The organism is Paenibacillus nuruki (assembly GCF_963311185.1).
Lineage (GTDB): Bacteria > Bacillota > Bacilli > Paenibacillales > Paenibacillaceae > Saccharibacillus > Saccharibacillus nuruki.
In genome coordinates, this window is the sequence record NZ_OY725677.1 from 1293477 (window position 1) to 1306442 (window position 12966).

A 12966-nucleotide genomic window follows, 5' to 3' on the forward strand; every position below is an offset into this window, starting at 1 on the left:
CTATGACTTTTACATTACGATCTCAAGGGATTTTTTATTTTAAAATTTTGCTATTAACGTCCAGCTGTATCCGATGCCCACATTGGACCTTTACCACCACTAGAATACATCACTAGATTACCATCATCTTGAATAGCAAGTATCTCTCCAACCATGCCTGCTGGAACATTACCTTGATAGTAATTATTACTCCATGCTTGAGGATTAGCAGACCAGAAAGTATAATCTTTGAATTGATCAGTTACTCGAAAGCTACTTGGATTAAAAGTAAGCAATTGTGGTGTTCTTGTAATGACATAACCACTAATCGGATCTTGCCATCTATACCGCTTACCATCTGTATTTGTAGACCATATCGATATACCACCATCTTTATACAGTACTAAATTACCATCCGCTTGCATCATCAAATTAAATCTTCCATTGTTGGAAGTTAACTTCTGATCTTTACCAAGCGTTTCTCCCGGACTTAAAGTATTTTTAGCAAACGCTGCTGAAACCAGACACAGTTGAAGCATAAAAACAGCGAGTACAATCAAAGTTGTTTTTCGGACTACCTTTTTCATATGTATCATTCTCCTCTAAAAAAATATTTGATTACAACTAAAATATAGCATTTAATGTATAAAATTGTAATATTTTAAAATAGAAGTAAATGTATAGGAATATAGATGCATTTTTTAAGGAGAGAGAATTTTTTTTGAAGGTAAGTAGAGTTTTGCTTTGTTTTACATAAAGACTGATATGATCAGTACGTATGCCCGAGGATGATGAGTTCAACCTTATCAAAACTTAAAAAGCTTTTAAAAATAGAAGATTTGAGATTGAAATGAATGATCTTTTTTCTCTTCTTCCGATTGCTAACATCTATTTAGGGTAAAATAATATCAAGTATATAATCCAAATTTAGAAGTGGTGGTGTCCTATGTCAACGAGCAATACATCCAATAGATTAGCTAAAGAAAAATCTCCTTACTTGCTCCAACATGCTCATAACCCTGTGAATTGGTTCCCTTGGGGAGAAGAAGCTTTTACCAGAGCTAAATCAGAAAATAAACCCATTTTTCTCAGTGTAGGCTATTCTACCTGCCATTGGTGTCATGTGATGGAAAAAGAATCTTTTGAAAACGAAGAAGTGGCTCAGTTACTTAACGAATCTTATATTTCGATCAAAGTCGATCGTGAAGAACGGCCGGATATTGATAATTTATATATGGCGTATTGCCAAGCATTAACCGGGCAAGGTGGATGGCCTTTAACGGTATTGCTAACCCCGGATCAGAAGCCATTTTATGCGGGTACGTATTTTCCGAAAGAGACTAAATATGGTCGAATCGGTATGATGGATATGCTGTCTCAGGTTCGTGATAAATGGACAGAAGACCGTGAAAATATTGTTCGATCGGGTGATGATATTGTAGAACGTATGAATCGCCAGCAGACGAAGATTACGAAGTCTGGGCAGTTTGGTGAAGAACTTGTACATCGTGGATACAAAACATTTCAGAGTTCATTTGATGAAGTTTATGGTGGATTTGGCGGAGCGCCTAAGTTCCCGACTCCACATCATTTGATGTTTCTCAGTGCCTATTCTCATGTGTATCAAGAACCAGAAGCGTTACATATGGTGCGCAAAACATTAGATCATATGTATAGTGGCGGCATCTATGATCATATCGGATTTGGCTTTTCTCGTTATTCGACCGATGAGAAGTGGTTAGTTCCTCATTTTGAAAAAATGTTGTACGATAATTCATTATTAGCGATTGCTTATCTGGATGGATACCGTTTGACCAGTGAAACCAAATATGCACATATCGCAGAATCTATTTTTACTTATGTATTGCGGGATATGACTTCACCTGAAGGAGCTTTTTATAGTGCTGAAGATGCGGACTCCGAAGGGGTCGAAGGGAAGTTCTATGTATTTACTCGCGATGAGATCGAAGAAGTATTAGGTCTGGAAGAGATGCATAAATATTGTAACGTGTATGATATAACGCCTGAAGGTAATTTTGAAGGTAAAAATATTCCAAATTTGATTCCTTTCTCTACCTCAGAAATTGCAGAGCAACGTGATCTCAATGAACTGGCATTACGCACCGATCTGGAAGAAGCCCGTCAGAAATTATTTGATTATCGTGAGCAACGCGTGCATCCTTCTAAAGATGATAAAGTGTTAACCGCATGGAACGGCATGATGATTGCGGCTCTCGCTAGAGCAAGTCAAACTTTACAAAAACCTGAATATGCCCAAGCAGCAGTCAAAGCGGCTGATTTTATTTGGGAACATATGCGTCGTGAAGATGGTCGTCTGCTTGCTCGCTACCGTGATGGGGAAGCCGCTTATAGTGCTTATGTCGATGATTATGCTTATTTGATCTGGGGCTTACAAGAATTGTATGAAGCAACTGGATTAGCGAAGTATCTACAACAAGCGATAACACTCAAAGAACAATTGATTGCTCTATTTTGGGATGAAGAGCAGGGTGGATTTTATTTCACAGGTCAAGATGGAGAAGCATTGATTACTCGTACAAAAGAAATTTATGATGGAGCGATGCCATCGGGTAATTCTGTTGCGGCATGGACATTAGCCAAATTAGCTGCGGTGACGCAAGATATAGAACTGCGTCAATATGCCGAACAAATTGTGACTACATTTACAGGCACGGCTGAGCAATATCCAGCAGGGTATTCGATGTTACTACTTGCGGGATTGCAATTGTTGCAAGGGAATCAAGAAATTGTACTCGCAGGGAAAGTAGAAGATATCCATTTTCAAGAAATGATCGCTGAAGTGCAAAAAGCTTATTTACCATTTGCTTCTCTAATTATTCATGCAGATGGTACATCAGGTGAAGCCATTAGAGAGTTGCTTCCTCATTTGCAAGACAAAGGTATGCAACAAAGTCAGGCAACCGCTTATATCTGTGAAGGTTTTGTCTGTCATGAGCCATTAACGACAGTAGAAGCACTGCGTGAGTCTGTTCATCGCCCTGTGCATCTAAAATAGTTAAACAACTTGTAATCTAGCAGATAAGATTTTCAATTATATGAGAGCCTATTCTACATTCACATGTGGAGTAGGTTTTCTTTTGTATAGGTGATTATCTAGTAATTTACAACTATATCGTATAAAATAACAAAGTTGGTAGAAATGTATACATAGCAGAATAGGAGTTAGATGAAATGAATGAAGCAGGAACCAGTTCTCACGGCTACGCAGGATTTTGGAAAAGAACAGCAGCGACGTTGATCGATGGATTTATTGTCGGATTTGTGTTATTGATTTTGCTGGGAATTCCTACGATCATCGGATTTGTGAACGGAACATGGATGAAGAATGAAAATGAATACACGACAGGCGATATTACTTTTTTGATTGTATTTTACATTTTATATGTTATTGCCGAATTAGTCGTACCGTGGTTATATTTTAGTTTATTTGAAAAATCGAAATACCATGCCACACCAGGTAAAATGGCTCTAGGTATCATAGTAGTAGATCGTTATTTCCAACCGATTCGTTTTGGTCGAGCAACAGGACGCTTTTGGGCTAAAAATTTATCGTATATGATCTTATGCATCGGTTATATGATGGCAGGTTGGACACAATACAAGCAAGCATTACATGATATGGTCGCTAGCACCTATGTTGTAAATAAAAAAGATTGGGAACAATACATGTATATGCAACAACAGCAACAGCAACAAGCAGCTTCTTGGAACCAACCAGAGATGTCTTCTTATTTGCAAAAAGATCAACCCGAATTTAGATAAAAATTAAAGGGCTAGAGGAGAAACGATTATATTGTATGCAGGATTTTGGAAAAGGTTTGCAGCTATATGTATAGATGCAATTATTCTTAGTATTGTATATTTAATTTCAAGTGTTATTTTGAGTGTCATTATTGTGGGTATCATCCATCTTACAGATCATTCATTCAGAAATGAAGTCTTTATAGGCGATCTACTGCCTATTATTTTTCAATTATTATCTGTTTTGTTAACCTGGTTATACTTTGGATTATTTGAGAAGTCGAAGTATCAAGCGACTTTGGGTAAAATGATACTCAGAATCAAAGTAGTAAATCGTTCTATGCAACCGATAGGATTCGGACGTGCAGTAGCACGTTATTTCTTAAGAATATTATGTAATTTCACTTTAGGCATAGGATATATTATCGTTGGATTTACAAAGTATAAGCAAGGTATTCATGATATGATTGCAGATACGTACATTGTGAATAACCGCACTCTGGATAATTATTTATATGAACAGCAATTTCAATCACCACCACAGACCGAATATCCTTTGAATATGGATAAAAATATGTAGTTGTAAGCCTTATATCATCATTTGTAGGTTTATTGAAAGTCTATTTTGCTTCAAGCAAAGTAGGCTTTTTTTGTTCAAATCTATTCAAAATTCTTAATTAAATGCTTACTCAATATAATTGTAATCGTTAACTATCACATAAATGGAAGAAACTGACGAAAATAAAGATATAAACTACTCTGAAGGAGAAGTATCATGAGTATATTGATTGTAGATGACTCCAGACTTAATCTTGTCTTTTTGCAAAATGTACTCGATACAGCAGGGTACAAGCATATACAGACGGCTTCTTCGGCTCAAGAAGCATTCGATATTCTTAGTATTCACGACCAAGTATCTCCTCGTAAAGCAGCGGCGATTGATTTAATTTTATTGGATATTGTAATGCCTGGAATCGACGGAATTGAAGCCTGTCGGATTATTAAGAGTTGTATCGTTTATCAGGATTTGCCTATTATTTTCCTCACCGCAGATCGGATTCATTTCAAAGAAGCTTTTAATGCAGGCGGTATGGATTTTATTGAAAAAGGTGGACCTGATTATGAACTACTGGCACGAGTTCAATCCGCTATTCGACTTAAAAAAGAAATGGATTCACGCAAAATTCGAGAAGAAAAAGTGCAAAAAGAACTGCAATTGGCTAAACATTTACAACGTAGCGTCCTCAGTCCACCAATTAATGAACCTACTATTCGAGTGCACAGTAGCTATCTACAATCGACCGAAGTATCCGGTGATATGTTGTACTGGAAAATGTTCGATCCACAGCATTGTGGTGTACTGCTCATTGATGTATCTGGTCACGGAATATCGGCTGCACTGATCAGTATGTCCATTCGTTCCTTGCTTGATGGCATTGTAGGTGTAGTGAAAGAGCCTCAACTGGTCTGTCAGGAATTGAACAAAAAGATGAGAGCGCTATTTGGTAAAAATCGCCGTGCTGCTTACTTTACAGCGATTTATCTATTTATCGACTTAGAGTTAAAGCAAATTGAGTATTTTAATGCAGGACATCCACCAGGTTTATTATTTTTGAAAGATCAATTTCCTACTCAATTAACAGGCACAACCGTCCCAATCGGTATTCAAAATGATATGAAATTAGATACAGCTACAGTGGCGTACGAGACACCTGCACGCATTGTCTTATACACCGATGGATTAGTAGAAAAGCCTGGCGTCTCTATCCATGCAGGAATCGAAAAGTTAGAACACTATGCTCAAAGTCTACACTATTTGGAAAATGAAGCGTTCGTAGTGAAATTAGAACGTTTGATTCAGCATCGTAAAGATGATGTCTGCATTATTTCGATTGAATTGACATGAGAAAGGTATGGAGGAGGTACCCACTATGGAGCGTAGTGTGATTGCTAGAGCGAAAACAGTGCAAGATGCCGTGGAGCAAGCTCTAACTTTGCTAGATGCTACCAAGCAACAGGTTCATATTGAAGTGATGGAAAGTGAAGCCAAAGGGATGCTTGGGCTTTATTCCAAGCAAGCTGTAGTCAAAGTAACACTCAAAACAGAAGAAATACTAGATCAATCGCTGGATATGGCAGAGTATTCTCCGCCGATCTCTATAGCTGAAGCCAGTGTGAATATACCACCTTCTAGAATCGAACATCCAGTCACTACCCCCTCTATAGATGATACAGAAGGTAAAGTATGGATTGAAGCAGGGCAAGTCTATTTTCATTCCAAAGGAAACCATCAACCTAGTATTCGTGCAACTGAGCAGATATCTCTTTGGATTGACGAAGTACCTATTCTCGCAGGGGAAACAGTAAAATTATCTGCTGGCGATATTGTCCGATATGAAGTAGAAGATAAAGTGGTAGAACCGGTCTGGGACATTCATATTGATGATAAAGCAATGAATGTACAATTACGAATTGAAGCAGGATATCGCATTATTCGGCAGGTTGTTGATACTCCACCAACATTGCGATTGGTTCTCAAAGCAGAAGAACAGAAGCAACATACACCGATTGAACCGATAGCCGTACGCAAAAAATTAATCGAACAAAAAGTAGTCTACGGTCTGTACCATGATGAGATCAAAAAAGCTTGCCTGAGTGAAGTAAATGATACATTTCTGATTGCAGAAGGTGAGCAGGCAATCGCAGGTACGAATGGATACTTTGAGATTAAAGTCGATACCAAGACTCGCAAAGTACAGCCCAAAATGCGTGAAAATGGAACAATCGATTATCGTGAGATTAAAGAATTTCCTTGTGTCGATGATGGTGATTTGATTGGTCTAATCTATCCACCTGTGATTGGCATAAATGGAGTCAATGTATTTGGAGAACCTGTTCTAGCACCACCGGTAACAGGTGTGATTGTGTTAACCGGTCATGGTACACAGCTATCTCAAGATGGATTGGAAATTCTTGCTACACGTACCGGAATGCCTGAAGTGATTATACAGGGAAGACATGTAAAGGTTGCGATTATTCCGAAGCTTGAGCATCGTGGAGATGTTGCTCTTCAGACAGGCAATATTCATTTTCAAGGTGATGTTGAAATTAGTGGTACAGTTCAAGATACGATGAAAGTCGAAGCAGATGGTAATATTCATATTAAAGGCAATGTGAATATGGCAGAAATTATAGCAACTCAGTCATTAATGGTCACTGCTAATGTGATCGGAAGCGAAGTGGCGGTTGGACAATTGTTTCTTTTTTATGGTCAAGCAGAACCTATTTTGCAAGTGATTTTGGAACAAACGGAATTTTTGACGACAGCAATCGAGCAATTGAACCGCGCAGCAGCTTTTAAAATTACAGATATTGATCAGCATGGGCTTGCTCCTTTGCTTGACGTTTTATTTCGTGGACGGTTTAAAGAGTTGCATAAGCAATTACTTTTGTTTATGCGTACTATAGAAGAACACAAAGCGTTAATTAATGAAGAATGGCAAAAATATATCAAAGAAATCAAAAATGGTTTTTTAAATCTAACGATGAGTCATTTTAAAACAGCACAGGATTTGGATCGTTTTGTTAAGCGAACAGCCTACTTGTTAGACCGAGTTGTTTTACCTCAATTGGATCATATTTTTGCACAATTTCATTATATTCAGAATAGTCAAATTCTTGTAGGTGGGCCAGTCCAAGTGAAAAAAGGATGTTACAACACACAATTGCGCTGTGCAGGATTACTTGAAGTGACAGGATTTCTACGTGGTGGAGATTATTATGCCGCCAAAGGGATGCATATTCAAGAAGCTGGCACGATAGGCAGTAATTCTACGAAATTAACCGTCAAAGAAGGCGCAGTGATTCATGTGGACAAGTTACTAGGTGGAACGATTTTACAGATCGGCTCCAAAATGCATCACTTTAAAGAAGATACCTTGAATGTCAAAGCACGCTTGAATGAGGATCGCCAATTTGTATGGTAGGAGAGTGAAAAATAATGTTTGCATATCAAATCGTGACCGATGAAGTACAAGCTACAATTTATTTTGAAGGTGATATTGATATTGATGCTGGGGATGTATTAGAGGACGAGATCGAACCGGCTGTAGCACCGTATACGAATATTATATTGAATTTGGAAAAGGTATTCTTTGTAGATTCTTCTGGGATTGGACTGATTATTCGTCTCGTACAAGTGTTGCAAGAATTAGGGCGTAATGTCTATATTGAACAAACTCAACCGGAGGTTATGGAAGTTTTTGAATTGCTTCAACTGGATGAGATTCTGGGCAAGGAAATCTTTAGATAATGAAAGAAAAGAACGGTTATACGATATTGCTCAGCCTTGTAGGGGTAGCAAGTATCGTATATATGATCCGCGAATGGCATTTAATTGCATTGTTTGCGATTGCGCCGATTCTGTTTCTTATCGTTTTGTTGGATCTGTTTCCGGTCAGATTACTAAGCGGTGAGGAGTACAGCGGAAGTCTGGTTGGGTTTCTTATTCTTGCGCTTGCTTTTGGGTATAATCCTGCTATTTTGGGGATAGCGATCAGTACGATTATATCTTACACACGCAAAAAGAATTTTGATATTCGGCAAATGAATCTTTTTCGAATCTGCTCTGCATTAGGCAAAAGTGTAATTAGTATTTATTTATCGTATCAAGTGATGGAAGCCTTGAATCCTTTTTCTACCTATATTCAGGCAGGGCTAGGAGCTCTAGTATTTAGTCTGGTCTATATGTTATTACTAGCAGGTGCTTCTACAACGATTATCGGCACACCTTTTCTTAATGATATGGTGCTCAAATTAAAAGAGTTGATCGTACCTGTATTGTTATGTACGATTATCGTTCCTCATTTTCTAAGACATATCTCGTTAGGCAATATCGTATACGAAACGGTGTATGTGTTATTGTTTTTGCTACTGATTATTTTTTTATCGCATGGATTTATTCGTCAATTACAGATTCGAATGAAATCTTCAGAAGAGTTTATTCGATTAAGCGAATTGAGAATTTCTCAGCGTAATGAAGGGCATGGTAAGAACACAGGGATTCTTTGTCAGTATATGTTGGAACTACTGGCGTATCCCAAAAAAAGAAGAACAGATTTAGTCAATTACACTACACTACATGATATTGGTAAATCATTATTACCGATGGAGATTCTGACGAAGCGTGGTGCATTATCTTTAACAGAAGAAAAAGAGTATCAGTCTCACGCTACTGAAAGTTCTAATATTATTTATGCGATTAGTGGAGATAAAAAAGCGGCAGCCTGGGTACTTCATCATCATGAACGTTATGATGGCAAAGGATTCCCGTCTGGCTTAAAAGGTCAGGATATTCCTTATGAATCGCGTATTATAGCGCTCTGCAATCATTTGGAACATTTGTTAAGTAGTCATTCCGATAATGTAGACGTCTTACACCAATTACAACGACTTTCAGGCAAAGTATTAGATCCCAAGTTGATACAACGGATCACATTAGAGATTATTATCGCTTTGCGCCAGCTTGTGATCACTAAGCCGTTACTTGAAGGTTCCGATCTGATTGATTCAGAACTTCCATCTGTAGATGAACACAAAGAAATGAGTGGATTCACTGGTGGGACTGTATTGCTTAAATATAAAGACCATCATAGTCTGCAAGAGATGGAAGACATTCATTTGAAAAATCAATTAGGGCCACTGGCTGAACATGCATTACGTGTCTCTGAAAATTTCTATGAAGTGATCCAGAGTAATCAAAAAACATTTGAAGCTCATTTTTATCCAGAAAATAATTGGGTTGCTATTGTATTAACAGATATTACACCGGCGTTAGAATACCGTGAACAATTGCATCAAAGTACGATGCGCTCGTATAAAGATGTGATCGAAACACTTTCCAAAAGCAAAATTGATATCTGTCTAGAACAACAAGAGATTGAAGAACATCTGGGTAGTCCACTAGCTAATATGGATATTATGACTAAAAGCGACGTATCTTCAGGGCGTTCACTGGTGATGGAGTATATTCCAGAAGAGCTCAAAATCAATCAACCGAAAAAACTGATGCATATTAAGCTCGCTGTATCTGAAGGAGTTACCAATCTGATTAAACATGCTGCACACGGCAAATTGTCTGTGTATAGTAAGCCTAATGTGTTACAAATTTATATTACAGATCATGGTTCAGGCATTCCTATTCATGAGTTGCCTAAGATGATACTGATCTCAGGATATAGTAGTAAGCGTTCACTAGGTAAAGGCTTTGCATTGATGTACACCTCAGCAGATCGAATTATGGTGCATACCAGTTCAAAAGGAACATCTATTTTGCTAGAGTTTGATGTTTTGTTAGAAGAAGCAGGTTAATGATAGATATATATCGCTATCATTAACTTGTTTTTATATAAACTAGCGATATAATAAAGGCATTATCAGGTCATTATGGAAAAAGAGAGCATATACAACTCAAAATGATAACGTGTGCATAGGAGGAGAAATATGGGCGACTGGCAGGGAGATACACTGTTAAAGCAGTTATATGCAGATACTGCGGCACAACATTCATTATCTTTTGCAGAAGAAGGACAGGGTCCATCTCAAGGAAGGACGTTATTGCAACAGCTTATCGGTACATTTTCATCAAATGATAGTGATGAAGTAAAGCTTTTGGAAACCATTGATTGTGGTACATATATTCGTAAGCGGATAGAATTGTCCGCTTCTCCTTATAGTTCATTTGCTGCTTATGTCTTAATTCCCAAAAATCTAACGACACCTGCACCCGCAGTGATTGCTATTCATGGTCATGGCTACGGTAGCCGTGAGATTGTAGGCCTATTGCCAAATGGAGAAACCGATCTCAATACACCGGGTATTCATCAACATTATGCTGTACAACTGGTCAACCGAGGGCTAATCACTATAGCTCCTGATGTGATTGGTTTTGGAGAAAGACGATTGGCTGAAGATATGGCTAGAAATGCAGAGGTTGCTAATTCATGTGATTCTTTATCGAGTCGAATGTTATTAATGGGGAAGACGTTGGCTGGATTTAGAGTACATGAACTATTGAAAGTAGTAGATGTTCTAAGTGAAATGCCAGAAGTGGATGCAGAGCGGATTGGGATTATGGGATTTTCAGGAGGAGCATTGATTGCTTATTTGACAGCGGTACTTGATCAACGGATACGTGCTACAGTACTTACAGGATTCACCAATACGTATCAGGACAGTATTCTGCATATTCATCACTGTATCTGTAATTATATTCCCGGTCAGGCAGTGTATGCCGACTTGCCTCAATGGATCGGTCTGATCGCGCCACGACCTTTATTTGTAGAAGGGGGAAAGGGTGACCCGATTTTTCCTTTACAAGGTGTGGAGCAGGCGATAACACAGTTACAACAGATCTATCTACAGCATCATGCAGAAGAACAATTTGCATATGATTTATTTGAAGGTAGCCATGAGATTAGTGGACGATATGCGTATGATTGGATACAAAAAAAGCTTGCGATCGTCGACTAAATGATAGTCTATATCGCAAGCTTTTGGAAAGTATTCTTCATTAAATGAATAGAGTAGAGATTAGTTATCGCGAATAATCGCTTGAATTTCTTCTTCGTCATCGTTGATAACTAATTCTACCTGTTCTTTAAATACACGTGCATTATACTCACTGAACATATAACGTAAGATCGCTTCGTTCAGATTACTTTCGACTAAATATTGGCTTCGTCCTTCTGTCCACACTTCTGCGGTGTAACCCGTGTCTTCTTCCCAGGAAAGTTGAACCGTTACATCCGTAGGTTTGAGTCCTTTGCGTTCAGCGATATTCAAGCACACTGCGTTAATGATTTCATCCATACTGAGTCGCATAGGCATTAACGTCTGTTGTACGGATCAGCGGATTTTTTACGTTGACGAATCATACGGTAAATACCACGAGCCGCTATAAATAGAATATAAATAGCAAATAAGTTGATAACTAATCCTAACAAGTCTCCGAACATTCCCATATTACCGAACATTCCGCCGAATAACATACCGGCAAGACCACCAATCATTAATCCTTTGAAAAAGCTACCACCGCTGAAAAATCCACGATTAGCTGTTGAACCGGCTGTAGTATTTTTACTACGGTTCGTGCTGTTCATTGTACTGCTATTGCTATCTGTTGATTTTTTAGGTGTTGTTGTGTAAGACTTCGGTGAAGATTTGAATCCACCACCACGTCTTGCATCTGCATCATTAGCAAATCCGCTAAATAAGGTGAAGAATAATGTGAATGCTACAAAAACCATCAGCATTTTTTTCATTGTGTTCATGATCCTCCTAGTAGTTGTCTTCAATGACAGTATAATTATTATACGAAGCACTTATTATTAGGTTTCAAAATGTTTTAATATTGATTCTCTTTATTTTGAACCATTGGCTTCGTATAAACTGTTCATTGGTGTTGAGGTTGTGAGGAGCTTTCTGTTGTTGTGGAATTTTTGAGCATGTCGATCACCCATGTTGTCCATTCTAAATTCGCTTTAGCTGTTGCCAATGCTTTTTGACGCAAAATGTATAATCCAAAATCGCGTGTACCGAATTGACGTACTTCTTCAGGCATTTTGTGAATCGCTTGCTCAAAGTAATGAATACGTTCTTGGTAATAAATAGATCGTGTACTAAATAAAGAGATAGCGTTTTCGCGATCGGTTGTCCATAAGCAAAATGCTTTGAGAACCAACTCATCACGACTAACAGGTTCACCCGCAGGAAGTTGCATCCATTCTTTGAGACGTTGCTCTCCTAGAGGGGTAATTGCGTAAATCTTTTTGTCTGGCTTGTCTGTTTGTTGAATCCATTCTGCGGATAACAGATGTTGTTCTTCCATGCGTGATAACAATGGATAAATTTGACTATGTTTTGCTTGCCAAAACGGTTGAATCTTGAGCATCAAGTCGTAACCTGACGAATTATTGCGTGCAAGCAAGGCAAGTAAACCATAAGATAGCGTGTTCATAGGGCATTCTCTCCTATCTTTTAAAACAGCCATTTGGCCGATTTAAGATAAAGTGTACACTACAACTGTATGCTTTCGCAAGGAAGCTCATAGCGATTTTATATAAAGTTATTGAAATATAAAAAAGATAGACAAAGAATGTTCAAATTTTGAAATGAAGCGATATTTTGCTCATTTCAATAAAAATA

12 protein-coding genes are annotated in these 12966 nt (G+C 38.0%); 8 read left to right on the forward strand and 4 right to left on the reverse strand.

Annotated features, from left to right (window positions below; genetic code table 11):
* Positions 1-53: 53 nt before the first annotated feature.
* Complete coding sequence (locus RCP16_RS05835) at positions 54-566, reverse strand: hypothetical protein (protein ID WP_273594222.1); 513 nt, start codon at positions 564-566, stop codon at positions 54-56.
* 359 nt (positions 567-925) lie between these two features.
* Here RCP16_RS05835 and RCP16_RS05840 point away from each other — a divergent pair, with 359 nt between their 5' ends.
* The 8 genes from RCP16_RS05840 (at position 926) to RCP16_RS05875 (ending at position 11292) form a co-directional block, all read left to right on the forward strand.
* The gene (locus tag RCP16_RS05840) at positions 926-3016 is read left to right on the forward strand and encodes a thioredoxin domain-containing protein (protein WP_308641870.1); all 2091 of its coding nucleotides are present in this window, start codon (positions 926-928) and stop codon (positions 3014-3016) included.
* Positions 3017-3192: 176 nt separating this feature from the next.
* On the forward strand, positions 3193-3783 hold the full coding sequence (locus RCP16_RS05845) for an RDD family protein (protein ID WP_308641871.1): 591 nt from the start codon (positions 3193-3195) through the stop codon (positions 3781-3783).
* Positions 3784-3814: 31 nt separating this feature from the next.
* Positions 3815-4342, forward strand: a complete 528-nt coding sequence (locus tag RCP16_RS05850) for an RDD family protein (RefSeq protein ID WP_161594209.1) — start codon at positions 3815-3817, stop codon at positions 4340-4342.
* A 195-nt stretch (positions 4343-4537) separates the two neighbouring features.
* Complete coding sequence (locus tag RCP16_RS05855) at positions 4538-5668, forward strand: PP2C family protein-serine/threonine phosphatase (protein ID WP_308641872.1); 1131 nt, start codon at positions 4538-4540, stop codon at positions 5666-5668.
* Positions 5669-5693: 25 nt separating this feature from the next.
* On the forward strand, positions 5694-7748 hold the full coding sequence (locus tag RCP16_RS05860; protein ID WP_308641873.1) for a FapA family protein: 2055 nt from the start codon (positions 5694-5696) through the stop codon (positions 7746-7748).
* Between the two features lie 14 nt (positions 7749-7762).
* On the forward strand, positions 7763-8074 hold the full coding sequence (locus RCP16_RS05865; protein WP_069326024.1) for an STAS domain-containing protein: 312 nt from the start codon (positions 7763-7765) through the stop codon (positions 8072-8074).
* On the forward strand, positions 8074-10131 hold the full coding sequence (locus RCP16_RS05870; RefSeq protein WP_308641874.1) for an HD domain-containing phosphohydrolase: 2058 nt from the start codon (positions 8074-8076) through the stop codon (positions 10129-10131). Before RCP16_RS05865 ends, RCP16_RS05870 begins: the two co-directional genes overlap by 1 nt.
* Positions 10132-10263: 132 nt before the next feature.
* Positions 10264-11292 carry a dienelactone hydrolase family protein gene (locus tag RCP16_RS05875; protein ID WP_308641875.1) on the forward strand — a complete coding sequence of 343 codons (1029 nt, stop codon included), beginning with the start codon at positions 10264-10266 and terminating at the stop codon, positions 11290-11292.
* 60 nt (positions 11293-11352) lie between these two features.
* On the opposite strand, the gene RCP16_RS05880 is transcribed toward RCP16_RS05875, so the two are convergent.
* The 3 genes from RCP16_RS05880 to RCP16_RS05890 form a co-directional block, all read right to left on the reverse strand.
* Entirely contained in the window at positions 11353-11643 is a 291-nt protein-coding gene (locus RCP16_RS05880) for a YxcD family protein (protein ID WP_069326047.1), read from the reverse strand.
* A 5-nt stretch (positions 11644-11648) separates the two neighbouring features.
* The gene (locus tag RCP16_RS05885; protein WP_069326021.1) at positions 11649-12083 is read right to left on the reverse strand and encodes a hypothetical protein; all 435 of its coding nucleotides are present in this window, start codon (positions 12081-12083) and stop codon (positions 11649-11651) included.
* Positions 12084-12214: 131 nt separating this feature from the next.
* Positions 12215-12778 (reverse strand): PadR family transcriptional regulator, encoded by a 564-nt coding sequence (locus RCP16_RS05890; RefSeq protein ID WP_069326020.1) that lies wholly within the window; start codon positions 12776-12778, stop codon positions 12215-12217.
* Positions 12779-12966: the final 188 nt, after the last annotated feature.

Excerpts from the sequence above, each read along its gene's own strand:
- RCP16_RS05845 (WP_308641871.1), top strand. The coding sequence starts at position 3,193 with ATGAATGAAGCAGGAACCAGTTCTCACGGCTACGCAGGATTTTGGAAA.
- RCP16_RS05855 (WP_308641872.1), top strand. The coding sequence starts at position 4,538 with ATGAGTATATTGATTGTAGATGACTCCAGACTTAATCTTGTCTTTTTG.
- RCP16_RS05890 (WP_069326020.1), bottom strand. The coding sequence starts at position 12,778 with ATGAACACGCTATCTTATGGTTTACTTGCCTTGCTTGCACGCAATAAT.
- RCP16_RS05865 (WP_069326024.1), top strand. The coding sequence starts at position 7,763 with ATGTTTGCATATCAAATCGTGACCGATGAAGTACAAGCTACAATTTAT.
- RCP16_RS05860 (WP_308641873.1), top strand. The coding sequence starts at position 5,694 with ATGGAGCGTAGTGTGATTGCTAGAGCGAAAACAGTGCAAGATGCCGTG.
- RCP16_RS05875 (WP_308641875.1), top strand. The coding sequence starts at position 10,264 with ATGGGCGACTGGCAGGGAGATACACTGTTAAAGCAGTTATATGCAGAT.
- RCP16_RS05885 (WP_069326021.1), bottom strand. The coding sequence starts at position 12,083 with ATGAAAAAAATGCTGATGGTTTTTGTAGCATTCACATTATTCTTCACC.
- RCP16_RS05840 (WP_308641870.1), top strand. The coding sequence starts at position 926 with ATGTCAACGAGCAATACATCCAATAGATTAGCTAAAGAAAAATCTCCT.
- RCP16_RS05880 (WP_069326047.1), bottom strand. The coding sequence starts at position 11,643 with ATGCGACTCAGTATGGATGAAATCATTAACGCAGTGTGCTTGAATATC.
- RCP16_RS05835 (WP_273594222.1), bottom strand. The coding sequence starts at position 566 with ATGAAAAAGGTAGTCCGAAAAACAACTTTGATTGTACTCGCTGTTTTT.
- RCP16_RS05870 (WP_308641874.1), top strand. The coding sequence starts at position 8,074 with ATGAAAGAAAAGAACGGTTATACGATATTGCTCAGCCTTGTAGGGGTA.